The sequence below is a fragment of the Streptomyces sp. CC208A genome, assembly GCF_030010625.1.
In the GTDB taxonomy this organism is placed as follows: domain Bacteria; phylum Actinomycetota; class Actinomycetes; order Streptomycetales; family Streptomycetaceae; genus Streptomyces.
This window is the reverse complement of the sequence record NZ_JASCXN010000009.1, coordinates 45,409-68,693: the sequence shown is the minus strand read 5'-3', so window position 1 is coordinate 68,693 and position 23,285 is coordinate 45,409. Positions and strand designations below refer to the sequence as shown.

The window sequence follows — 23,285 nt, the reverse complement described above, 5'->3', positions numbered from 1 at the left end:
GCGGGCCGGCGGCCGGGCAGACTCAGGCCAACCGCTCCGGGTCGGGGCCGATGCCCCGCTCCGGGGTGGCCGGATCCGGGCGTTCGATGCCGGCCGCTCGGTAGGCCGCGTCCTCCTCCAGGGTCTCGTTCGCCAGCAGCGCGGTGGACAGGGCGTCCAGCTTGTCGCGGTGCTCGCGCAGGAGGCGTACGGCTTCCTCGAAGCACTCGTCGACGATCCGGCGCATCTCGGCGTCGACGGCGTCGAGAGTCGCGGGGGCGGCGGAGAGCCCGTACGCCTGCTGGGCGTCGCTCGGGATCGCGGTGAGCCGGCCGACGGCCTCGCTCATGCCCCAGCGGCCGACCATGCCCCGGGCGATGTTGGTGACCTGTTCCAGGTCGTTCTCGGCGCCGGTGGTGATGACGCCGAAGACGACCCGTTCGGCCGCCATGCCGCCGAGGGCTCCGATGATCCGGCCGCGCAGGTACTCCTCGGTGTAGGCGTACTTGTCGGCGTCCGGGGTGGAGAGGGTGACGCCGAGGGCCCGGCCGCGCGGCACGATGGTGATCTTGCGGACGGGGTCGGCGCCGGGCTGGAGCATGCCGAGGAGGGCGTGTCCGCTCTCGTGGTAGGCGGTGCGGCGGCGTTCCTCCTCGGGCATGACGAGCGGGCGTTCGGCGCCGAGCTGGACCTTCTCCAGGGCGTCGGAGAGGTCGGACTGGGTGACGGCCCTCTGGTCTCGTTTGACGGCGAGGAGGGCGGCCTCGTTGGCGAGGTTGGCGAGTTCGGCGCCGGTCATGCCGGGGGTGGTGCGGGCGACCTGTTCGAGGTCGACGTCCTTGGCGAGCGGGATCTGCCGGGTGTGGATCCTGAGGATGGCCTCGCGGCCGCCGCGGTCGGGCGGGTTGACGTGGACGATCCGGTCGAAGCGGCCGGGACGGGTGAGGGCGGGGTCGAGGACGTCGGCGCGGTTGGTGGCGGCGAGCACGATGACGCCCTCGGAGCCGGTGAAGCCGTCCATCTCGGTGAGGATCTGGTTGAGGGTCTGTTCGCGTTCGTCGTGGCCGCCCATGCCGGAGCCGGCGCCGCGGGCCCGGCCGATGGTGTCGATCTCGTCGATGAAGATGATCGCGGGGGCGACCTTGCGGGCCTCGGCGAAGAGTTCGCGGACGCGGGACGCGCCGACGCCGACGATCATCTCGATGAACTCGGAGGCGGAGGCGGAGAAGAACGGGACTCCGGCCTCGCCGGCGACGGCCCGCGCGAGGAGCGTCTTGCCGGTGCCGGGCGGGCCCGCGAGGAGCACGCCGCGGGGCATCTTGGCGCCCATGTCGCGGTAGGCCTGCGGGTTCTTGAGGAAGTCGACGACGTCGTTGAGCTCGCCCTCCACCTCGTCGATGCCGGCGACGTCGGCGAAGGTGGTCCGCTTGCCGCCCTCCAGTTCCACGGGTTTCGGCGGCTGCTTGCGGCCGAGCATCCCGCCGGCGCCGCCCATGCCGGCGCTCATCCGGCGGGCGATGAACACCCACAGGAGGACGAGGAGCAGCATGGGGGCGAGCGCGATGAGCAGGTTGACGAGGAAGGAACGCTCCTGCACCACCGGTTCCGCGGTGACGGTGACGTTCTGCCGGGTGAGCTGGGCCCACAGGTCGTCGTCGGCGAAGGCGGGCCGCTGGGTCTGGAACTTGGTGTAGTCGCCGTCGCCGTCGGGGACCGGCCGCTTCTCCTTCAGCTGGCCCTGGATGGCGTCGCCCTTGGAGTAGATCTTGGTGACGTTCCCCGCGGTGACCTGCTTGTTGAACTCGGTGTACGAGATCGTCGGCCCGTCGCCGTCGTTGAAGAAGGAGAGCACGACGTTGGCGATCAGGTAGACGGCGAGCGCGGTGAGGATGAGGCTGCCCCAGCCTCCGGGCATCTTCCGCTTCGGCGGCGGGGGCGGCGGCGCCCCTTCCGAGCGCCAGGGCTGGTCGGTCCGGTCGCGCGGCGGTACGGGGTTGGCCACGTCGCTCTCCTCGGGGCGGCAGTGGCCCCAGTATCGGAGCGCGGGACGGTGGCGGCATTCCGGGTGGGCCGGGCGGACGAGCAGCGGGCGGGGAGCGTACGAGAAGGGGCCCGGGGCGGTTTCGCAGTACCGAGAAGTACCGAAACCGCCCCGGGCCCCCGGGAACGACGGGTGTCAGCCCATGAACTTCTTGAACTCGTCCGGCAGCTCGAAGTCCTTCGGGCCCTGGCCGGCGCCCGGCAGTCCGAAGGCGCCGCCCTGCTGGGCCTGCTCCCGCTTGAGCTGGGCGGCCTGCTCCTCGGCCTTCCGCTTCATCGGGTTGCCGCTCTTGCGCTTGCCCTTGGCCTGCTTGACCTGCTTCTTCTGCCGGCCGGGGCCGCCGCCCATGCCCGGGATGCCGGGCATGCCGGGCAGGCCGCCGCCCTGGGCCATGCGGGACATCATCTTGCGGGCCTCGAAGAACCGCTCGACCAGGCCCTTGACGGCGCTGACCTCGACGCCGGAGCCCTTGGCGATACGGGCGCGGCGGGAGCCGTTGATGATGGTCGGGTCCTGGCGCTCGGCCGGGGTCATCGACTTGATGATGGCGGCGGTGCGGTCGACGTCGCGCTCGTCGATGTTGTTGATCTGCTCCTTCATCTGGCCCATGCCGGGCAGCATGCCGAGGAGCTTGCTGATGGAGCCCATCTTGCGGACCTGCTCCATCTGGGCGAGGAAGTCGTCCAGGGTGAAGTCCTGGCCCTTCTTCGACGCGAGCTTCGAGGCCATCTTGGCGGCCTCTTCCTCGTCGAAGGTCTGCTGGGCCTTCTCGATGAGCGAGAGCATGTCGCCCATGCCGAGGATGCGGGACGCCATGCGGTCCGGGTGGAACGCGTCGAAGTCGTCCAGCTTCTCGCCGTTGGAGGCGAACATGATCTGCTTGCCGGTGACGTGCGCGATGGAGAGCGCGGCACCACCGCGGGCGTCGCCGTCGAGCTTGGAGAGGACGACGCCGTCGAAGCCGACGCCGTCGCGGAAGGCCTCGGCGGTGTTGACCGCGTCCTGGCCGATCATGGCGTCGACGACGAAGAGGATCTCGTCGGGCGAGGTCGCGTCACGGATGTCCGCGGCCTGCTGCATCAGCTCCTGGTCGATGCCGAGGCGGCCGGCGGTGTCGACGATGACGACGTCGTAGAGCTTGGTGCGCGCGTGCTCGATCGAGTCCTTGGCGACCTGGACCGGGTCGCCGACGCCGTTGCCCGGCTGCGGGCCGTAGAAGGCGACGCCGGCGCGGTCGGCGACGACCGAGAGCTGGTTGACGGCGTTGGGGCGCTGGAGGTCGCAGGCGACGAGCAGCGGCGAGTGGCCCTGGCCCTTGAGCCAGAGGCCGAGCTTTCCGGCGAGGGTGGTCTTACCGGCACCCTGGAGACCGGCGAGCATGATCACGGTGGGGCCGGACTTGGCGAACCGCAGGCGGCGGGTCTCGCCGCCGAGGATGGCGATCAGCTCGTCGTTGACGATCTTGATGACCTGCTGGGCCGGGTTGAGCGCCTGGGAGACCTCGGAGCCGAGGGCGCGCTCCTTGACCTGCTTGATGAAGGAGCGGACGACCGGAAGGGCCACATCCGCTTCGAGCAGGGCGATCCGGATCTCGCGTGCGGTGGCGTCGATGTCCGCCTCGGACAGACGGCCCTTGCCGCGGAGGTTCTTGAAGGTCGCTGCAAGGCGGTCGGAGAGGGTATCGAACACGGCGGTCGCGGATCCTCAGGTGTCGTGGGCGGTCGGGTTGCCCTCCAGGGTATCGGGCCGTTCGGGGAGTGTGGCCCCGCCCGCCCGATCCGGGTACGAGGGCGGGGCCTGGCGCCCCTCATCCCAGCGCCTCCTCCAGCGCCCGTGCCAGGTCGATCGCCTCCTCGTCCGGCAGGAGGGAGCCGTCGGGGCGGGTCACGTAGAGGGTGTCGACGGCGTTGGCGCCCAGCGTCGAGACGTGGGCGCTGCGGACGCGTACCGCCGCGCCCTCCAGGGCGTGGCCGATGCGGTGGAGCAGGCCCGGGGCGTCCTGGGCGCGGACCTCCAGGACGGTGGCGAGGCGGGACTCGGCGGGGGCGACGGTGACGCGGGGCGGCGGGGCGGCGACGCCTCGGCGGCGCGGGTAGGCGGCCTCGCGTTCGGCGAGGCGGGCGGGGATGTCGAGGGAGCCGTCGAGGGCGCGCAGCAGGTCGGCGCGGAGCCGGTGCTCCTGGGGCAGGGAGCCGTACTCGGCGGCGACCCGCCAGTCCAGGACGAGGACGGAGCCGGTGCCGAGTTCGGTGGGGAGGTCCACGGCGCGGAGGTCGGCGGCGCGGACGGTGAGGCGGTGGAGGGCGAGGACGCCGGCGACGGCGGGCAGGACGCCGGGCTGGTCGGGCAGGGCGATGACGAGTTCGACGCCGACGGGCTCGGGCTCGTCCGACTCCGGCACGGGCTGGGTGTGGAGGGCGAGGACGGGTTCGCCGGTGCGCAGGGCCTCGACGGCGAGCCGTTCCTGTTCGGCGCTGGGCGCGGCGGCCTCGGGGTCGGGCAGGGGCTCGCCCGCGAGGAGGCCGGTGACGCGTTTGACGAGGTCGGCGACGAGGGAGGCGCGCCAGGCGGACCAGGCGGCGGGTCCGGTGGCGAGGGCGTCGGCCTCGGTGAGGGCGTGGAGGAGTTCGAGGGTGCCGACGGTGCCGACGGCGGTGGCGACGGCTTCGACGGTGGCGGGGTCGTCGAGGTCGCGGCGGGTGGCGGTGTCGACGAGGAGGAGGTGGTGGCGGACGACGGTGGCGACGGTGGCGGTGTCGGTGCGGTCGAAGCCGACGCGGGCGGCGAGGTCGCGGGCGATGGTCTCGCCGGCGGTGGAGTGGTCCCCGGGCCAGCCCTTGCCGATGTCGTGGAGGAGGGCGGCGACGAGGAGGAGGTCGGGGCGGCCGACGCGGCGGGTGAGGGAGGCGGCGCGGACGGCGGTCTCGACGAGGTGGCGGTCGACGGTCCAGGTGTGGACGGGGTTGCGCTGGGGGCGGTGGCGGACGCGTTCCCAGTCGGGAAGGAGGCGGGTGACGAGCCCTTCGGCCTCCAGGGCCTCCCAGACGGAGACGGCGGGGGCGCCGGCGCCGAGGAGGGTGACGAGGGCCTCGCGGGCCTCGGCGGGCCAGGGCACGGGCAGCGGCGGCGCGGTGGCGGCGAGGTGGCGTACGGCGTGCGGGGAGAGCGGCAGGCCGTGCTGGGCGGCCGCGGCGGCGGCGCGGAGCGGGAGGACGGGGTCGCGGTCCGGCCTCGCGGAGCGGGCGAGGACGGCCTCGCCGTCCATCTCGACGACGCCTTCGGCGAGCGGGGTGCGTTCCACGGGCTGTTTGCCGGCACCGGTGCGGCCGCCGAGGAGGGTACGGAGCCGGGGGCGGGCGGAGCGGGCCTTGAGGACGCGGCCGACCTCGCGCCAGGTGACGTCGGAGGCGTACGTGACGGTGCCGGCGGCCTCGTACACCTCGCGCAGCAGGGTGTCGGCGTCGAGGAGGCCGAGTTCCTTGGCGACGGCGTCCTGTTCCTGGAGGGCGAGGCGGTCGGTGGCGCGGCCGGTGGCGAGGTGGAGGGCGTCGCGGGTGTCGAGGAGGCGGCGGCGGGCGGTGTCGAGGCCGTGGCGGGGGGCGTCGGCGAGCCAGGAGGCGGCGACGGCGCGCAGGGCCTGGGCGTCGCGGAGGCCGCCGCGGGCCTCCTTGAGGTCGGGTTCGAGGAGGAAGCGGAGTTCGCCGGAGCGTTCGGCGCGGTCGCGGCAGAGTTCGGCGAGTTCGGGGAGGCGGCGGACGGCCTGGTTGCGCCAGTCGGCGAGGACGGTGGAGCGCAGGGCGGCGGCGAGGCCGGTGTCGCCGGCGAGGGGGCGGGCGTCGAGGAGGCCGAGCTGGACCTTGAGGTCGTCGGCGGCGGTGGCGCGGGCCTGGGCGGGGGTGCGGACCGAGTGGTCGAGGGCGAGGCCGAGGTCCCAGACGGGGTACCAGAGGCGGTCGGCGAGGGCGGCGACGGCGGCCTTGTCGGCGGTGCCGTCGTGGAGCAGGAGGAGGTCGAGGTCGCTGCGGGGGGAGAGTTCGCCGCGGCCGTAGCCGCCGACGGCGACGAGGGCGGTGCCGCGCGGGGGCGCGGCGGCGGCGAAGAGGCCGGCGAGCCAGTCGTCGGTGAGGCGGGCGAGGGCGGTGCGGCGCTCCGGCCCGGTCCGCGCCTTCTCCTGGAGAAGGCGCAGCCGGGCCGCGGCGTAGCCTCCCCCGAGCTCTCGGCTTCGCTCGAGCAGGGGGGACCCCCACGGTTCCTGGTCTTCGGTCGCGTGCTGCGGTTCGAGGCTGGTCACCGGGGGGCTCCTCACGTGTGTGCCTACAAGGCGTCCGGGTGCTTGCAAGGCGTCCGGAGCGCTCTTACAGGGCGTCGGGGGTGCTTACAGGGCGTCCGGGCCGCGTTCGCCCGTGCGGACGCGGACGGCGGTCTCGACCGGGACGCTCCACACCTTTCCGTCACCGATCTTGCCGGTGCGGGCGGCCTTCACGACGACGTCGATGAGCTGTTCGGCGTCCTCGTCCTCGACCAGGACCTCGATGCGGATCTTGGGGACGAGGTCGACGGTGTACTCGGCGCCGCGGTAGACCTCGGTGTGGCCGCGCTGGCGTCCGTATCCGCTGGCCTCGGTGACGGTGAGGCCGTGGACCCCGAAGGCCTGGAGGGCCTCCTTGATCTCGTCGAGCCGGTGCGGCTTCACGACCGCGGTGATGAGCTTCATGCGTCCACCTTCTTGTTCTCCGTGGCAACCGGGGCGGGGGCGGCGGTGGTGCGCCCGGAGGCGCCGCCGCCGGCTCCGCTGAAGTCGTAGGCGGTCTCGGCGTGCTCGACCTGGTCGATGCCGGAGACCTCGTCGTCCTCGCTGACCCGCATGCCCATGGTCTTGTCGATGATCAGGGCGAGGATCGCGGAGACGACCAGAGAGTAGGCGAGGACGGCGAGGACGCCGACGGCCTGCTTGCCGAGCTGCTCCAGGCCGCCGCCGTAGAAGAGGCCCTTGGCGTCGGACTGGACGCCGCCGGTGGCGAAGAAGCCGACGAGGAGGGAGCCGATGATGCCGCCGACGAGGTGGACGCCGACGACGTCGAGGGAGTCGTCGTAGCCGAACTTGTACTTGAGGCCGACGGCCATGGCGCAGACGAGGCCGGCGATGGCGCCGATGGCGATGGCGCCGAGCGGGGAGCAGGAGCCGCCGGCGGGGGTGATGGCGACGAGGCCCGCGACGGCGCCGGAGGCGGCGCCGAGGGTGGTGAAGGAGCCGTGGCGGATCTTCTCGTAGGCGAGCCAGGCGAGCATGGCGGCGGCGGTGGCGACCTGGGTGTTGACGAACATGACGGCGCCGACGCCGTCGTCGTTGCCGAGCCAGGAGCCGGCGTTGAAGCCGAACCAGCCGAACCAGAGGAGGGCGGCGCCGAGCATCACGAGGGGGAGGCTGTGCGGGCGCATCGGGTCCTTCTTGAAGCCGACGCGCTTGCCGATGACGAGGATGACGCCGAGGGCCGCGGCGCCGGCGTTGATGTGGACGGCGGTGCCGCCGGCGAAGTCGATGACGCCCATCTCGAAGAGCCAGCCGCCGCTGCCCCAGACCCAGTGGGCGACGGGGAAGTAGACGATCGTGACCCAGAGGGCGATGAAGAGGGCCCAGGCGGTGAACTTGACGCGGTCGGCGAGGGCGCCGCTGATCAGGGCCGGGGTGATGATCGCGAACATCAGCTGGAAGACGGCGAAGACGAACACCGGGATGGTGTAGCCGTCCCACAGCTGGTCGACGCCGATGCCGCTGAGGCCGAGGTACTCGGACGACCAGCCGAAGAGGGAGGCGTTGTCGGTGCCGAAGGCGATGCTGAAGCCGTAGAGCACCCACAGGACCGTGACGATCCCGAGGCTGATGAAGCTCATCATCAGCATGTTGAGGGTGGACTTGACGCGGACCATGCCTCCGTAGAAGAAGGCGAGGCCAGGGGTCATCAGCATGACCATGGCGGAGCAGATGAGCATGAACCCGGTGTTGGCGGCGGACAGCGCGGGGGCGTCTGCTGCCAGGGTCGTGATGGCTGGTGCCATCGGCGTCTCCTCGTCGTCGGTGCGGCCTGTGCGGGGCGGGGCCGGCGGTGAGCGGCGGCCTGAGGGGTGGCCGGTTATGGCCGAGAGATTCGCGCAGCGCGGTTTCCGACGATGCCGCTCGATGTTTCGGGGCAGTGACGAAGGGCGGGGGTGTGTTACGCGGCCGTGAACGGCGGGGTCACGGAAAGGTGACGGGCGTACGCTCCGGGCCGGCGGCGGGCGGGTGCGGCGGGCCGGGACGCGAACCGGCCGCGCCGGCGTCCGTGTGTCCTGTGCGGCGGGGGAGCCGGTTCGGGCAGTACGGGACGGGCGGCGCGGCCGGAGTGGGGCGGGCTCGCGGGAGCCGGGCGGGGCGGGTCAGACGGCCTCGGCGGACTCGGGCAGGAGCTGGGTGAGCCGGTCGGTGAGGTCGACGACCTCGGCGACGTCGCCGAAGTCGCGGGCGGCGGTGTCGACGGTCTTGCGGAGCCGGTTGTTGACCCGCTCGGAGCGGATGGAGCGGGCGACGGTGAGGGCCTTCTCGGCGAGGACGACGGACTGCTCGGGTTCGCGCTTGAGCAGGTGGACGGTGGCCATGCCGATGAGGTTGAGGGCGTAGGACCGCTGGTGGTCGGGGTCCTTCCCGAAGAGTTCGACGGCCCGCTCCATGACGGGTTCGGCCAGGGAGGCGTAGGTCGGGGAGCGGCCGGCGACGTAGGCGAGGTCGCGGTAGGAGTGGGAGTTCTCGCCGTTGAGTTCGGCCTCGGTGAAGAAGCGGATCCAGTCGGGCTCGGGCTCGCCTTCGAGACCGGCGTCGGCGAAGGTGTCCTCGGCCATCCGGACGGCCCGCTTGCACTTGGAGGGCTGGCCCATGTTGGCGTAGGCGCGGGCCTCCATCGCATACAGCATGGCCTGGGTGCGGGAGGTGGCGCAGTCGCGGCTGCCGTACTGGGCGAGGTGGATGAGTTCGAGGGCGTCGTCGGGGCGGCCGAGGTGGATCATCTGCCGGCTCATGGAGGAGAGGATGTACGAGCCGAGCGGCTTGTCCCCGGCCTCCTTGGCGGCGTGCAGGGCGAGGACGAAGTACTTCTGGGCGGTGGGCTGGAGGCCCACGTCGTAGCTCATCCACCCGGCGAGTTCGGCGAGTTCGGCGGCGACGGTGAACAGGCGTCTGGAGGTGGCGGCCGGCTGGGGCTCCTGGAGGAGGTCGGTGACCTCGTGGAGCTGGCCGACGACGGCCTTGCGGCGCAGTCCGCCGCCGCACTGGGCGTCCCACTTGCGGAACATGGCGGTGGTGGATTCGAGGAGGTCGAGTTCGATCTCGGAGAGCCGGTGGGGGCGGCGGCCGTCGGGGGCGGGGTCGGCGGGGGCCGGTTCGGCGGCGGGGGTGGGGACCAGCCAGCGCTGCATGGGTTCGATGAGGGCGGGTCCCGCGGCGAGTTGGAGCGAGGAGCCGAGGAAGCCGCGCCGGGCGAGCATGAGGTCGCTGCGGGAGAAGTCGCTGAGCAGCGAGACGGTCTGCGGTCCGGCCCAGGGCAGGTCGACTCCGGAGACGGAGGGGGTCTGGTGGGCGGTGCGCAGTCCGAGGTCCTCGACGGCGACGACGGAGCCGAAGCGCTCGGAGAAGAGCTCGGAGAGGATTCTCGGGATGGGTTCGCGGGGCTGTTCGCCGTCGAGCCAGCGGCGCACCCGGGAGGTGTCGGTGGAGATGTGGTGGGCGCCCATCTGGCGTGCCCTGCGGTTCACTTGGCGGGCGAGTTCGCCCTTGGACCAGCCGCTGCGCACGAACCACGAGCCGAGGCGCTCGTTGGGGCGCTTGCCGGCAGTCGTACCGTCTGTGCCGTTGCCGCCCACTGGAACGCCCCCATCCACCTGATCGCCTGTCGTGCGAACCCCTATCAGAATGCCGTGTCCCGCCGCGCCCCGCTGGGGGTTCCGACTCCTTCGAACGGGAAACCGGGTTGCCTCCGGCATACCCACCCGTGCACGCGCCTCCGTGGTTCGGACACCGAAAGTAATCCTACGATCACCCCTCCCGTGAGGGCGTTTCAAGAAACGCCACCATTCGCCACCCCTTCGAATGAACCCGCCGGGCGCTGCGCACGATTCACTTGACATGTGACGGACCGGCGTCAGCGGACGGGAGCACGAAGAGGCGCGCGCTCCCGTGCGCGCCACCCCTTTCACGCCCGTACGCCACCCTGCGCGACGAAAGCCGGGTGCGGCGTCACGGTCCGTGACGAGGTGTTTCCGGTCGTAACCACCGGCGCGTCCGACCCGTTGGAGGGGGCATGGGCTTCACGATCGGCGGCATCCGTGAGATGCGGTCCGGCTCACGGCGCCGCGCACGCACCGGCGAGTGCACGGCGGTGGCCGAGTACACCGGACTCTGGGGCTGGGACGTCCAGCCCGGCGCGCGGGCCGTCTCCGGCCAGTGCTCCTGCGGCGACCGGGCCTGTACGGCTCCCGGCGCGCACCCCCTCTCCTTCGCGCCGCCCGTTCCGGCGGGCGCGGGGCTCGACGACGCGGCCAGGGCCTGGTCGGAGTACCCCGGCGCGGCGCTCCTCCTGCCGGTGGGCCGTGCCTTCGACGTGATCGAGGTGGCCGAGGCGGCGGGCCGGCGGGCGCTGGTCCGGATGGAGCGGATGGGGCTGCCGCTGGGGCCGGTGTGCGCGACACCGACCGGGCGGGCGCAGTTCTTCGTGGCGCCGGGCGCCGCGGAGGAACTGCCGCGGCTGCTGTACCGGATGGGCTGGGACGACGCGGACCTGGACCTGCACTGCCTGGGTCCCGGGGCGTATGTCACCGCTCCCCCGTCGAACCTGGGCGGGTTCGGTCCGGTGCGCTGGCTGCGGCCGCCGACCCTGGACACGGCGGGCGCGCCGCCGCAGGCCCGGCTACTGCTCGGCACGCTGGCGTACATGTGCCACCGGACGCACGCGTAGGCGTACGACGAAGGGCCCCGCTCCTCAGGGAGCGGGGCCCTTTCCCGTACGGCGGGGTCGTCAGTCGCCGATGAGGGCGTCGACGAAGGCGGCCGGCTCGAAGGGGGCCAGGTCGTCCGGGCCCTCGCCGAGGCCGACGAGCTTGACCGGGACGCCCAGCTCGCGCTGGACGGCGACGACGATGCCGCCCTTGGCGGTGCCGTCGAGCTTGGTCAGGACGATGCCGGTGATGTCCACGACCTCGGCGAAGACGCGGGCCTGGATGAGGCCGTTCTGGCCGGTGGTGGCGTCGAGGACGAGGAGGATCTCGTCGAGCGGGCCGTGCTTCTCGACGACGCGCTTGACCTTGCCGAGCTCGTCCATGAGGCCGGTCTTGGTGTGGAGGCGGCCGGCGGTGTCGATGAGGACGACGTCGGCCTTCTCGGCGATGCCCTCCTTGACCGCGTCGTACGCGATCGAGGCCGGGTCGCCGGCCTCGGGGCCGCGGATGGTGCGGGCACCGACCCGCTCGCCCCAGGTCTGGAGCTGGTCGGCGGCGGCGGCGCGGAAGGTGTCGGCGGCGCCGAGGACGACGGACTTGCCGTCGGCGACCAGGACGCGGGCGAGCTTGCCGGTGGTGGTGGTCTTGCCGGTGCCGTTGACGCCGACGACCATGACGACGCCGGGGACGTCCTCGGGGCTCTCGGTGTGCACGGTGCGGTCGTAGTCGCCGAGGAGGGTGATCAGCTCCTCGCGGAGCAGGCCGCGCAGCTCCTCGGGGGTGCGGGTGCCGAGCACCTTGACGCGCTCGCGCAGCCGCTCGACGAGCTCCTGGGTGGGGGCGACGCCGACGTCGGCGGTGAGGAGGGTCTCCTCGATCTCCTCCCAGGTGTCCTCGTCGAGGTGCTCGCGGGAGAGCAGGGTCAGCAGACCCTTGCCCAGCGAGTTCTGGGAGCGGGCGAGCCGGGCCCGGAGGCGGACGAGGCGTCCGGCGGTGGGCTCGGGCACCTCGATCTCGGGGGCGGTGACGACGTCCTCGGGGGTGACGACGACCGGGTCCTCGACGGCGGCGGGGGTCTCGACCGCCTCCTCGGCGGTCGGGAGGCCGACCTCCTCGACGGTGCGGCGTGGTTCTTCCCGCGGCGTCTCCGCCTCGTCGCCGACGTGCGGCTCGGCGGGCGGAGCGGTGATGGTCGGCGTGGTGGACGGCGGCAGCTGCTTCTTCTTGCGGCCGCTGATCACGAGTCCGCTGGTCACGGCGACCGCGACGACCAGTGCGATGACTACAGCAAGGATGAGTTCCATAACAGTCACCAGTATCGGCCACACCCCGGCCGGTGACGCAGTACGTACGCAGCGTGGGTCGCGACCGGTCGGGCACGCCCGTTCTCATCTGACGGCACGTCAGCTATGGTCGCCCCTCGCCGGCAGCCCACCCGCGGAGGGGACCCCATGGCCTTCACCGTCGTACGGTTCAACCTCGTCGAGCCCCGCGCCACCCCCGAGTCCCTGGCGGAGCGCTACCGGGCCGTCCTGGACATGGCCGCGTACGCCGACGGGCACGGGGTGGACACCGTCCAGACCGAGGAGCACCACGGGGTGGAGGACAACTGGCTCCCCTCCCCCTTCGCCCTGGCGGGCGCGGTCTTCGGCGCGACCCGCCGGATCGCGGTCACGGTCTCGGCGATCATCGGCCCGCTGCACGACCCGCTGCGGCTCGCGGAGGAGATCGCGGTGCTCGACCTGCTGAGCCGCGGCCGGCTCGTGACGGTGGCGGGGATCGGCTACCGGCCGGAGGAGTACGAGGAGCGCGGGGTCGACTGGGGGCGGCGCGGGAGGCTCCAGGACGAGCTCCTGGAGACCCTCCTCGCGGCGTGGACGGGCGAGCCGTTCGCGTACCGGGGCCGTACGGTACGGGTCACCCCGCGGCCCTTCACCCGGCCGCACCCGCTGCTGCTCGTCGGGGGCTCCTCGAAGGCGGCGGCGCGGCGCGCGGCCCGCCTCGGTCTGCCGTTCTTCCCGTCCGCGCACCTGCCGGACCTTGAGGCGTACTACCGGGAGCGGTGCGAGGAGTACGGCACCGAGGGGTGGACGATGATGCCGGCGCGGGAGACGCCGCTGCTGCACGTCTCGGAGGATCCGGACCGGACCTGGGCGGAGTACGGGGAGCACTTCCTGCACGAGGCGCGGACCTACGCCTCCTGGCAGTCGAAGGACATCCGCTCGGCGGTGCGGTCGGCGGCGTCGAGCGTGGCGGAGCTGCGGGCGGAGGGGGTGTACCGGGTGGTGACGCCCGGGGAGTGCGCGGGGCTGGGCCTGGAGAGCCTGGTGCTGCACCCTCCCCCTACGCCCTGGGGGCGTGGGGGGACCCCCAGTGCGGCGGGATGCCGGTCGAGGAGGGGTGGCGGAGCCTGCGGCTGTTCTGCGACGAGGTGCTGCCCCGGCTCGGGGCACAGGGCCTCGGGCCGGGGCAGCCGTCGTGAGGAGAGGGGCAGCGGGGAGTTAGCCCATCTCCTCCAACGCCTTGCCCTTGGTCTCCTTCACGAACGTGAGCACGAAGGGGATCGAGAGCACGGCGAAGATCATGTAGATGACGTAGGTGCCGGAGAGGTTCCAGTCCGCGAGGGACGGGAAGCTGGCCGTGATGATCCAGTTGGCGATCCACTGGGCGGAGGCGGCGACGCCGAGGGCGGCGGCGCGGATCCGGTTGGGGAACATCTCGCCGAGGAAGACCCAGACGACCACGCCCCAGGAGAGGGCGAAGAAGAGCACGAAGACGTGGGCGGCGACGAGGGCCACGACGCCCTGGGTCTCGGGGAGCTTGCCGTCGACGAGGTCGGCGGAGAAGGCCCAGGCCTCGAAGGCGAGGGCGATCGCCATGCCGGCGGAGCCGACGAGGGCGAGCGGCTTGCGGCCGACCCGGTCGACCAGGACCATCGCGATCACGGTGCCGACGATGTTGATGATCGACGTGGTGAACGAGTAGAAGAACGAGCTCGACGGATCGACGCCGACGGACTGCCAGAGCGTCGCGGAGTAGTAGAAGGCGACGTTGATGCCGACGAGCTGCTGGAAGACGGAGAGTCCGATGCCGACCCAGACGATGGGGAGGAGCCGGAAGCGGCCGCCGGGGGCGAACAGGTCCTTGAAGGTGGACTTGTGCTCGCTGCGCATGGCGCGCTCGATCTCGGCGACCCGGCGGTCGAGGTCGACGCTGTGGCCCTCGACCTCGGCCAGGACCTCCTTGGCCCGGTCGGTCCTGCCGACGGAGATGAGGAAGCGGGGGGACTCGGGGATGGCGAAGGAGAGCAGCCCGTAGAGGAGGGCGGGGACGACCATCACGCCGAGCATCCACTGCCAGGCCTCCAGGCCGCCGATCTCTCCGCGCTGGTCGCCGTCGGCGAGCTGGAGGATGCCGTAGTTGACGAGCTGGGAGATGGCGATGCCGATGACGATGGCGGCCTGCTGGAAGGAGCCGAGGCGGCCCCGGTAGGCGGCGGGGGCGACCTCGGCGATGTAGGCGGGGCCGATGACGGAGGCCATGCCGATGGCGAAGCCGCCGATGATCCGCCAGAGGGCGAGGTCCCACAGGGCGAAGGGCAGCGCGGAGCCGACGGCGCTGACGCTGAAGAGGACGGCGGCGATCTGCATGCAGCGGATGCGGCCGATGCGGTCGGCGATCCGGCCGGCGGTCGCGGCGCCGAGGGCGCAGCCGATCAGGGCGATGGCGATGACCTGGGCGAGGGTGCCGGAGCCGATGTCGTAGCGGTCCCGGATGGCCTCGACGGCGCCGTTGATGACGGAGCTGTCGTAGCCGAAGAGGAAGCCGCCCATCGCGGCGGAGGCGGTGATGAAGATGACGTGGCCGAGGTGGTCCGGGTGGGCCGCCCTGCCTTCGGAAGGCGGCGGCGTGGGGGCCTGCGCGGTGTCGGTCACATGGACTCCTGGGTGGTGGAACAGCCCTTCGGTGGCTTCCAGTGGCGCATGACTCCGCGCCGCCCACCACATGAAGGTCAAAGCGACGTTGCAGAGACTATGCGTTCAAGTTTTGAAGTCAATAGGCGATGTCATATGACTTTAACCAAGTTTTCGACGCAGTGATCTTCATTGTTTGAAGAAATGAAGTCGGGAGGGGTGTGTAGGGTCTCAGCGGAGCCGCTGGCTGATCACCTTCGAGACGCCGTCGCCCTGCATCGACACGCCGTAGAGCGCGTCCGCGACCTCCATCGTCCGCTTCTGGTGGGTGATCACGATGAGCTGCGAGGCCTCCTGGAGCTCCCGCATGATCCCGATCAGGCGCTGGAGGTTGGTGTCGTCGAGCGCCGCCTCGACCTCGTCCATGACGTAGAAGGGGCTCGGCCGGGCCTTGAAGATCGAGACCAGCAGGGCCACGGCGGTCAGGGAGCGCTCGCCGCCGGAGAGCAGCGAGAGCCGCTTGACCTTCTTGCCCGGCGGGCGGGCCTCCACCTCGACGCCGGTGGTGAGCATGGAGTCGGGGTCGGTGAGCACGAGCCGGCCCTCGCCGCCGGGGAAGAGGCGGGAGAAGACGCCCTCGAACTCGCGGGCGGTGTCCCGGTACGCCTCGGTGAAGACCTGCTCGACGCGCTGGTCGACCTCTTTCACGACCTGAAGCAGGTCGGCGCGGGTCTTCTTCAGGTCCTCCAGCTGCTCGGAGAGGAAGCGGTGCCGGTCCTCCAGGGCCGCGAACTCCTCCAGGGCCAGCGGGTTGACCTTGCCGAGCTGCTGGAAGGCACGCTCGGCCGCTTTCAGCCGCTTCTCCTGCTCCGACCGGATGAACGGCCGGGGCTCCTCACGCGGGCCGGGCTCCTCGGGGGAACCGCCGTCGGACGCGGTGGCGCCGTCGGCGGGCGGTGACGGCGGGACGGGCTGGTCGGGGCCGTACTCGGCGACGAGCGCGCCGCTCTCGACGCCGTGCTCCTCCAGCGCCTTCGCCTCCAACTGCTCGATCCGCAGCCGCTTCTCGGCGCCCAGGACCTCGCCGCGGTGGACGGAGTCGGTGAGCCTGTCGAGCTCGGCCTTGAGCTCGCGGCCCCGGGAGCGGGCGGCGGCGAGGCCCTGCTCGCGGTCGGCGCGGGCGGCGGCGGCCGCGGCGCGTTCGCGCTCGGCCCGTTCGAGGGAGACCTCGACGTGGGCGAGGAGGGTACGGGCTCCGGCGGCGACGGCGCTCGCGACTCGGGCCTCGTGGCGGAGCCGGGCCCGGCGCTGTTCGGCACGCGCGCGTGCGTCCCGTTCCGCGCGGGCGGCCCGGTCGAGGGAGTCGGCCCGGCCGGCCAGGCCCTTGACCCGCTCCTCGTGGGTGCGGACCTGGAGGCGGGCCTCCATCTCGGTCTGGCGGGCGTTGGCCCCGTCGATGGCGAGGCGGTCGCGGACGGAGGTGTCGGGCTCCTCCTCGGCCGGTGTCTCCTCGGCGACGAGCAGCCGCTCGGCCAGCTCGTCGGCCTCGGCGACGGCCCGTTCCAGGACCTCCTGGGCGCGGGCGACGGCGGCGGCGGTGCGCTCGGCCTCGCCGGCCGCTCCCCTGGCCTGGCCGGCGAGCCGGCCGAGGGCCTGGGCGACGGCGGCCCTCTCCTTCTCCGCGGTACGTCGGAGGGCGTCGAGCTCCTCGACGCGCGCGGCGGCGGCCCTGCGGCGCTCGGCCGCCTCCTCCTTGGTGCGGGCCAGTTCCTCGCACCGTGCGCCCAGTTCGGCCAGGTCGGCGGCGGCCTCGTCGACCTGGGCCCGCACTTCGAGCAGGCTCGGCGCACCGGCCGAGCCGCCCTGGGCGCGGTGCGCGCCGAGCAGGTCGCCCTCGGCGGTGACGGCGGTGAGTCCGGGGTGGGTGCGGATCAGCTGACGGGCCTCGTCCAGGCCCTCGACGACCACGATCCGGGCGAGCAGCCGCCGTACGGCTCCGAGGAGTCCGGCGGGTCCGGTGACGAGTCCGGCGGCGGGCAGGGCGTGCGCGGGCAGCGGCGGGCCCGGGAGGTCCTCCGGTGCGGGGGCTGTCTCCTCCCCCATGAGGATCAGGGTCGCCCGGCCGGCGTCCTGTTTGCGGAGGAGGCGGAGGGCCTCGGCCGCGGTGTCGGGGCCGTCGGCGGCGACGGCGTCGGCGGCGGCGCCGAGCGCGGCGGCGACGGGGACCTCGTACCCGGGGGTGATGGTGAGGAGCCCGGCGGCGGGGCCGAGGACGCCGCTGAGGCCGGCGGAGAGCAGGGCGCCGGTGCCGTCCTTGCGGCGGAGGCCGAGGACGAGGGTGTCGTGGCGGGCCCGGGTGGCGGCGCGACGGCTCTCGGTGTCGGCGGCGGCCTCGCGGGCCGCGCTCAGGGCGGTCTCCGCCTCGGCGAGGGCGCGGCGGGCCTCCTCGTACCGCTCGGTGTGCTCGGTGTCGGCGGCGTCGAGGCCGTCGACCTCGGCCCTGAGCCGCTCGTACTCCTCCTGTGCGGCGGCGGCCCGTTCGACGGCCTCGTCGCGGGCGGCGGTGAGCCGGTCGATCTCGGCCTGGGCCGAGGCGGCGCGGGAGCGGGCGGCGTTGACCTGGCCGTGCAGCCGGGCGAGGCCCTCGCGGCGGTCGGCGAGGGCGCGGGCGGCGTCCTTGAGGCGCCGTTCCTCGGCGACGAGGGCGCGTTCGAGGTCGGCGCGGTGGGCGACGGTGTCCTCCAGGGCCCGTTCGGCGGCCTCCAGGGCGGCCTCCAGTTCGGCCTCCTGCTCGCGGACGCGGGCGGCCTCGCGCTCCAGGTCCTCGGGGTCTCGGCCGCGCCGTTCCTCGGCGGGGGCGTCGGTGGCGCTCTTCACCCGGGCGTCGGCGAGGGAGATCGTGCCGCGGACGCGTTCGGCGAGCTGGGAGAGGGCGTACCAGCTCTGCTGGGCGCGCTCCAGGCGCGGGGCGAGGGCCCGGACCTCGGCCTCCAGAGCGGCCTCGCGGGCGAGGGCGGCACGCAGCTCCTCCTCGGCGGCCTCCTTGCGGGCGAGGAGCGCGGCCTCGTCGGCGAGTTCGGCGTGCAGGGCACGCTGGAGGCGTACGAGGTCGTCGGCGAGGAGCCGGAGGCGGACGTCGCGCAGCTCGGCCTGGATGACGACGGCGCGCCGGGCGACGGCGGCCTGCCGGCCGAGCGGCTTGAGCTGGCGGCGCAGTTCGTCGGTGAGGTCCTGCACGCGCGCGAGGTTGGCCTGCATCGCGTCGAGCTTCCGCAGCGCCTTCTCCTTGCGCTTGCGGTGCTTGAGGACGCCGGCGGCCTCCTCGATGAAGGCGCGGCGGCCCATGGGGTCGGCGTGCAGCACCGAGTCGAGCCGGCCCTGGCCGACGATGACGTGCATCTCGCGGCCGATGCCGGAGTCGGAGAGGAGGTCCTGGATGTCGAGCAGCCGACAGGTGTCGCCGTTGATCTGGTACTCGCTGCTGCCGCCCCGGAACATGATCCGGGTGAGGGTGACCTCGGCGTAGTCGATCGGCAGGGCGCCGTCGGAGTTGTCGATGGTGAGGGAGACCTCGGCGCGGCCGAGCGGGGGCCGCCCGGTGGTGCCGGCGAAGATGACGTCCTCCATCTTGCCGCCGCGCAGCGACTTGGCGCCCTGCTCTCCCATGACCCAGGACAGGGCGTCGACGACGTTGGACTTTCCGGAGCCGTTGGGGCCGACGACACAGGTGATTCCGGGTTCGAACCTCAGCGTGGTGGCGGAGGCGAACGACTTGAATCCGCGGAGCGTCAAGGCCTTGAGGTGCACCTTCGGGACTCTACCTGGGGTGTCGCGTTTCACCCGTGATCGCGCAGGGCAGACCCTCGGGTGAGGCGCGGTGTGACACGGGGAGGCGAGAGGGAAGAGGGGGGCCGGGGATCATCGGGGATCAACCGGCGGTCAAGAAAAGAAGGGACGCCGGAGCGCCCCTTGCCTATTCAGCTGTTCCCACCTGATCCCCTCGGGGCTGGGTGTCAGGTGAGCGCAGGCTCCGCCTGGGGTACGTCGAGGTCGATGCGGTCGAGCAGCGTCTCGCCCTGGTGCTGAGCGGCGGCAGCGGCGAGCGCGTCGTTCTCGGACTGGATCCGTACCAGCTCGGATTCCAGGTCCTGGACGCGCTGCTGAAGCCGTCGCATCTCGGCGAGGAGTCGCGGGTCGGAGCCGCCGACGTAACCGAGAAGCGCCTTTGCCATGATGAGTGGTCCTCCACACTGAGTGACCGACCGATTGCGGTGTGGGTCGTGAGGGATGGATTCGCACCCGCGGTGCTCGGCAGTACGTGAGTCGTGCCGGTGTTCTACTGCCACACAGCTAAGGTGCGCGGGGCTTCCAGAGTCTCACCAAAAAGTTTGACGGTCAACACGATCACGCCCCGATCGGTGCGGCGGACGGGGAGTTCGCGGCCGCGTCGCAGGCGGCGGCGCCTCTCGACCCGTTCACCCGGGGCGTGGTGATGATCCTTACCCGGGGAAGCCTTGCACGTGTGTCGAAACTTGGCAACCACCTGGTGCTTCTCCTGTTCACCCTGGGGAAACCGGGTCTTCGTCCGGCGCCGCCGCGGCGCCCGGACGGAGGAGCGGAAGGGGCGGCGGGTCAGCGGATGGCGAAGCCGTCGTAGCCGCCGCGGGGGGTGCCCCATATCTCGGTGACGCCGTCCACGCGGCCGGGCGTGTCGCCGGTCCGCAGCCAGTCGAGAAGACGGTGGCAATTCTCACTCGGCCCCTCGGCCACCACCTGGACCCGGCCGTCGTCGAGGTTCAGGGCGAAGCCGGCGAGGCCCCCGATCTCCAGGGCGTTTGCCCTGGTGAACCAGCGGAAGCCCACTCCCTGCACCCGTCCGCGCACCCAGGCGGTCATCCGTACGTCGTCGCTCATGGCTGCACGCTAGCGGGCGGATTGCCCGGACAGCACGTCGCGGCGGCTTCTCATGGCGTACAGTCCGACGGAATGCGGCTTTCACCCACACGGGTGCGCGCTTCTCGGCCGTCCGTACGCGGCGTACGCCCTCCGGACGGACCCATGCCGAAAGCAAAGGCTGCTGCCGAACTGCAAAGGCAGCAAAGTCCTGGCCCCGGACCCCGGAGGCAGCCGCAGGCATACCAGCAGGCAGAGACACCAGCAGAGAGCCAGTTCAGGGAGGCAGGCAGATGGGACGCCACCGTCGCACCGGCGCCGCGCCCGCCGAGGCAGACTACGCGACCGGCACCGGCCACGGTCACGGGGGTGCCCGCCGCAAGCGGCGCGGTCCCGTGCGTACCGGGCTGCTCGGCGCCTCGGCCGCGGTCGCCGTCGGCGCCGTCGCGGTCACCACGGGGCTCCTCCCCGGCGGCGAGACCCTCACCGCGGGCAGCGCGGGCAGCAGCCGGCCGGTCGCCACGGAGACCCGGCAGACCCCGGAGCTGACCACGCAGGGCGGGGCCGCCCGCACCCAGGCCCCCTCGGGCACGGGCCGGAGCGCGGCGGACACCGGCAGGACCACGGCCCCGGCCTCCTCGAAGCCCACGCCCGCTCCTACTCCCACGAAGACCGCGTCGCCCTCCCCCGCACCGGCGAAGACCGCGCCCACCGCCGCCCCGCCGAAGCCGAAGCCCACGCCCACCACCCGGGCCGCCGCCCCGAAGCCCACGCCCACCCGCGAGGCCCCGGTCGAGGAGACGACGGCGGAGGCCGCAGGCTCCACCGCCGACCGTGCGGACGCGGCCGAGGCCGAGGTGCTGCGCCTGGTGAACGTCGAGCGCGGCAAGGCCGGCTGCTCCCCGGTCCAGCCCTCGGGGGGCCTGGCCGAGCTGGCCGGCGCCTTCAGCGCCGATATGGCGAACCGCGGCTTCTTCGACCACACCGACCCCGACGGCGCCACCCCGTGGGCCCGTGCCGAGGCCGCCGGTATCACCGGCCTCGGCGGCGAGAACATAGCCCGCGGCCAGGTCGACGCGACCGCCGTGATGGTCTCCTGGATGAACAGCGACGGCCACCGCGCCAACATCCTGAACTGCGACTTCACCACCCTCGGCGTCGGCGTCCACTTCGCCGACGGCGGCCCGTGGTGGACCCAGGACTTCGGCTACTGAGGACCGTCAGCGCGCTCACTTTTCGAAAGCGCGGTCTGGTGGTGAGTGAGGGGCGCGGTTACCGTGGGGGTATGACCGACGATCTCGCCTTTGACGTGTTCGCGCGGGGGTGTGCCTCGCGGGTGACGCTGGAGCACGTCACGGGGCGATGGGGCAGCCTCACCCTCGGGGCGCTGTACGAGGGCTCCTTCCGCTTCAACGAGCTGCGGCGGCGGGTCGACGGGGTCAGCGAGAAGATGCTGGCGCAGACGCTGCACGCGCTGGAGCGGGACGGGCTCGTGCACCGGGAGGCGCAGCCGGTCAATCCGCCCCGGGTGGACTACCGGCTCACCCCGCTCGGGCGGGAGATCGCCGAACGCCTCGTCGGGCTGATCGCGCTGGTGGAGGGGCGGATGCCGGAGGTCGTCGCGGCCCGCGAGGCGTACGACTCCGAGCGCGCCGCCGTCACGGGCTGACGGTCACGGGCCGACGCGCGGCGGGCGCTGGCAGCGCGGGCAGAAGTAGCTGGAACGGTTCATCCAGGGGCGGCGGCGCATCGGCGTGCCGCAGCGACGGCACGGCTCGTCCTCCCGCCCGTACGCGTCGAGCGAGCGGTCGAAGTAGCCGGACTCGCCGTTCACGTTCACGTAGAGGCTGTCGAAGCTGGTGCCGCCGGCCGCGAGCGCCGCGTTCATCACGTCGCGGACGTGGCCGAGGAGTTCGGCCGCGCGCGGCCGGGTGAGGGTGGCGGTGGGCCGGTCGTAGTGCAGCTTCGCGCGCCACAGCGCCTCGTCGGCGTAGATGTTGCCGACGCCGCTGATCAGCGACTGGTCGAGGAGCGCCCGCTTGATCGTCGTACGGCGCAGGCGGAGCGCGGTCTGGAAGGCGGCGTCGTCGAAGGCGGGGTCCAGCGGGTCGCGGGCGATGTGCCCGATGACGTCCGGCAGGCCGTCGGCGCTGTCGGGGGCCGTGTCGTGCAGCGAGAGGCCGCCGAAGGTGCGCTGGTCGACGAAGCGGAGCTCCGTACCCTCCGTATCGTCGAAGCGGATCCGGATCCGCAGGTGCTTCTCGTCCGGGGCGGTCTCCGGCTGGACGAGGAGCTGCCCGCTCATCCCGAGGTGGCCGAGGACGGAGGTGCCGGTGTCGGCTAGCGGCAGCCACAGGTACTTGCCCCGGCGCCGGGCGGGCTCGAAGCGCTGCCCGGTCAGCCGGGCGGCGAAGTCCGCGCCGCCCGCGAGGTGGCGGCGTACGGCCCGGGGGTGGAGCACCTCGACGCCGGCCGCGGTCCGGCCTGCGACCCAGCGCTCCAGTCCGCGCCGGACGACCTCGACCTCGGGCAGCTCGGGCACGGGACTCCTCCGAAAGGGGGTACGGGGGTGGTGGTCCTCGCAGCCTACCGCCCGGGAGGACCCGCCTTCCGGTTCCCGGAAAACAGCTCCGCCCGCCCCTGGCGGGGGCGGGCGGGAAGACTCCGCTGAAGGAGGCTGTGGAAGCGCGCGAGGTCGCGGTCAGGCGGTGGCCGGGGCGGCCCCGTCCTTCCGGTCCTGTCCGCCGGTCGCGTCGGCCTCGGCCGCCGCGCGCTCGTCCGCGGCCGCGCGGATCGCGCGCCACGCGGACTCGGCGGCCTGCTGCTCCGCCTCCTTCTTGCTGCGGCCGGTGCCGGTGCCGTACGAGACACCACCGACGCGGGCGGCAGCAGTGAAGGTCTTCTCGTGGTCGGGGCCCTCCTCGGAGACGAGGTACTCCGGCACGCCGAGGCCCTCGGCCGCGGTGAGCTCCTGGAGGCTGGTCTTCCAGTCCAGGCCGGCACCGAGGTTCGAGGACTTCTCGATCAGCGGGTCGAAGAGCCGGTGCACCAGCTCGGACGCCGCGTCGAGACCCTGGTCGAGATAGACCGCGCCGATCACCGCTTCGAGGGTGTCGGCGAGGATGGATGCCTTGTCCCGGCCGCCCGTGCCCTCTTCGCCCCGGCCGAGCCGGATGAAGGAGCCCAGGTCGAGGCCGCGCCCGACGTCCGCCAGCGCACGCGAGTTGACCACCGCGGCCCGGAGCTTGGCCAGCTGGCCCTCCGGCAGATCGGGGTGGGTGCGGTAGAGGGTGTCGGTGACCACCAGGCCGAGCACGGAGTCCCCGAGGAACTCCAGGCGCTCGTTGGTGGGCAGACCGCCGTTCTCGTACGCGTACGAGCGGTGGGTCAGCGCACGCACCAGAAGGGCGGACTCGAGACGATACCCGAGCCGCCCTTCCAGAAGCGTGTGGGACGAGGCGCTGCTGATCTTGTCAGACATCGTGCCTCTCACCAGC

Annotated in this window: 16 protein-coding genes and 1 pseudogene; 4 read left to right on the top strand and 13 right to left on the bottom strand. The window is 72.8% G+C overall.

The annotated features are described in order from the left end of the window. Positions 1–22 precede the first annotated feature (22 nt). The 6 genes from ftsH to QK442_RS12660 form a co-directional block, all read right to left on the bottom strand. Positions 23–1,981 carry an ATP-dependent zinc metalloprotease FtsH gene (gene ftsH, locus QK442_RS12685; protein ID WP_282694003.1) on the bottom strand — a complete coding sequence of 653 codons (1,959 nt, stop codon included), beginning with the start codon at positions 1,979–1,981 and terminating at the stop codon, positions 23–25. Positions 1,982–2,155: 174 nt separating this feature from the next. Further along, complete coding sequence (ffh, locus tag QK442_RS12680) at positions 2,156–3,709, bottom strand: signal recognition particle protein (RefSeq protein WP_282694002.1); 1,554 nt, start codon at positions 3,707–3,709, stop codon at positions 2,156–2,158. A gap of 118 nt (positions 3,710–3,827) precedes the next feature. Continuing rightward, on the bottom strand, positions 3,828–6,254 hold the full coding sequence (locus tag QK442_RS12675; RefSeq protein ID WP_282694118.1) for a [protein-PII] uridylyltransferase: 2,427 nt from the start codon (positions 6,252–6,254) through the stop codon (positions 3,828–3,830). A gap of 141 nt (positions 6,255–6,395) precedes the next feature. Continuing rightward, entirely contained in the window at positions 6,396–6,734 is a 339-nt protein-coding gene (locus tag QK442_RS12670; RefSeq protein WP_015036464.1) for a P-II family nitrogen regulator, read from the bottom strand. Continuing rightward, positions 6,731–8,077: an ammonium transporter gene (locus tag QK442_RS12665; protein ID WP_282694001.1), complete on the bottom strand. Its 1,347-nt coding sequence runs from the start codon at positions 8,075–8,077 to the stop codon at positions 6,731–6,733. Before QK442_RS12665 ends, QK442_RS12670 begins: the two co-directional genes overlap by 4 nt. Before the next feature lie 357 nt (positions 8,078–8,434). Continuing rightward, positions 8,435–9,910 (bottom strand): hypothetical protein, encoded by a 1,476-nt coding sequence (locus tag QK442_RS12660; RefSeq protein ID WP_282694000.1) that lies wholly within the window; start codon positions 9,908–9,910, stop codon positions 8,435–8,437. Positions 9,911–10,347: 437 nt separating this feature from the next. Here QK442_RS12660 and QK442_RS12655 point away from each other — a divergent pair, with 437 nt between their 5' ends. Then, complete coding sequence (locus QK442_RS12655; protein ID WP_282693999.1) at positions 10,348–11,001, top strand: bifunctional DNA primase/polymerase; 654 nt, start codon at positions 10,348–10,350, stop codon at positions 10,999–11,001. Between the two features lie 60 nt (positions 11,002–11,061). On the opposite strand, the gene ftsY is transcribed toward QK442_RS12655, so the two are convergent. Next, positions 11,062–12,285 carry a signal recognition particle-docking protein FtsY gene (gene ftsY, locus QK442_RS12650; protein WP_282693998.1) on the bottom strand — a complete coding sequence of 408 codons (1,224 nt, stop codon included), beginning with the start codon at positions 12,283–12,285 and terminating at the stop codon, positions 11,062–11,064. Between the two features lie 147 nt (positions 12,286–12,432). Here ftsY and QK442_RS12645 point away from each other — a divergent pair. Then, positions 12,433–13,463: pseudogene (locus QK442_RS12645) on the top strand (LLM class flavin-dependent oxidoreductase). A gap of 19 nt (positions 13,464–13,482) precedes the next feature. Here QK442_RS12645 and QK442_RS12640 read toward each other — a convergent pair. From QK442_RS12640 to QK442_RS12625, 4 genes are all read right to left on the bottom strand, one after another. Next, the gene (locus QK442_RS12640) at positions 13,483–14,916 is read right to left on the bottom strand and encodes a sugar porter family MFS transporter (protein ID WP_282693997.1); all 1,434 of its coding nucleotides are present in this window, start codon (positions 14,914–14,916) and stop codon (positions 13,483–13,485) included. A 210-nt stretch (positions 14,917–15,126) separates the two neighbouring features. Beyond that, on the bottom strand, positions 15,127–18,702 hold the full coding sequence (gene smc, locus QK442_RS12635) for a chromosome segregation protein SMC (RefSeq protein WP_282693996.1): 3,576 nt from the start codon (positions 18,700–18,702) through the stop codon (positions 15,127–15,129). A gap of 206 nt (positions 18,703–18,908) precedes the next feature. After that, the gene (locus QK442_RS12630) at positions 18,909–19,127 is read right to left on the bottom strand and encodes a hypothetical protein (RefSeq protein ID WP_282693995.1); all 219 of its coding nucleotides are present in this window, start codon (positions 19,125–19,127) and stop codon (positions 18,909–18,911) included. Between the two features lie 400 nt (positions 19,128–19,527). Then, complete coding sequence (locus tag QK442_RS12625; protein WP_282693994.1) at positions 19,528–19,809, bottom strand: acylphosphatase; 282 nt, start codon at positions 19,807–19,809, stop codon at positions 19,528–19,530. A gap of 272 nt (positions 19,810–20,081) precedes the next feature. On the opposite strand from QK442_RS12625, the gene QK442_RS12620 reads away from it, so the two are divergent. Together QK442_RS12620 and QK442_RS12615 are read left to right on the top strand one after the other, a co-directional pair. Next, positions 20,082–21,002, top strand: a complete 921-nt coding sequence (locus QK442_RS12620) for a CAP domain-containing protein (RefSeq protein WP_282693993.1) — start codon at positions 20,082–20,084, stop codon at positions 21,000–21,002. Positions 21,003–21,073: 71 nt separating this feature from the next. Continuing rightward, positions 21,074–21,457: a helix-turn-helix domain-containing protein gene (locus tag QK442_RS12615; protein WP_282693992.1), complete on the top strand. Its 384-nt coding sequence runs from the start codon at positions 21,074–21,076 to the stop codon at positions 21,455–21,457. A 3-nt stretch (positions 21,458–21,460) separates the two neighbouring features. Here the strand turns inward: QK442_RS12615 and mutM are convergent, their stop codons facing one another. Together mutM and rnc are read right to left on the bottom strand one after the other, a co-directional pair. After that, the gene (gene mutM, locus QK442_RS12610) at positions 21,461–22,330 is read right to left on the bottom strand and encodes a bifunctional DNA-formamidopyrimidine glycosylase/DNA-(apurinic or apyrimidinic site) lyase (protein WP_282693991.1); all 870 of its coding nucleotides are present in this window, start codon (positions 22,328–22,330) and stop codon (positions 21,461–21,463) included. Between the two features lie 159 nt (positions 22,331–22,489). Beyond that, a complete protein-coding gene (rnc, locus tag QK442_RS12605) occupies positions 22,490–23,269 on the bottom strand; it encodes a ribonuclease III (RefSeq protein ID WP_282693990.1) in 780 nt (259 codons plus the stop codon). Positions 23,270–23,285 lie beyond the last annotated feature (16 nt).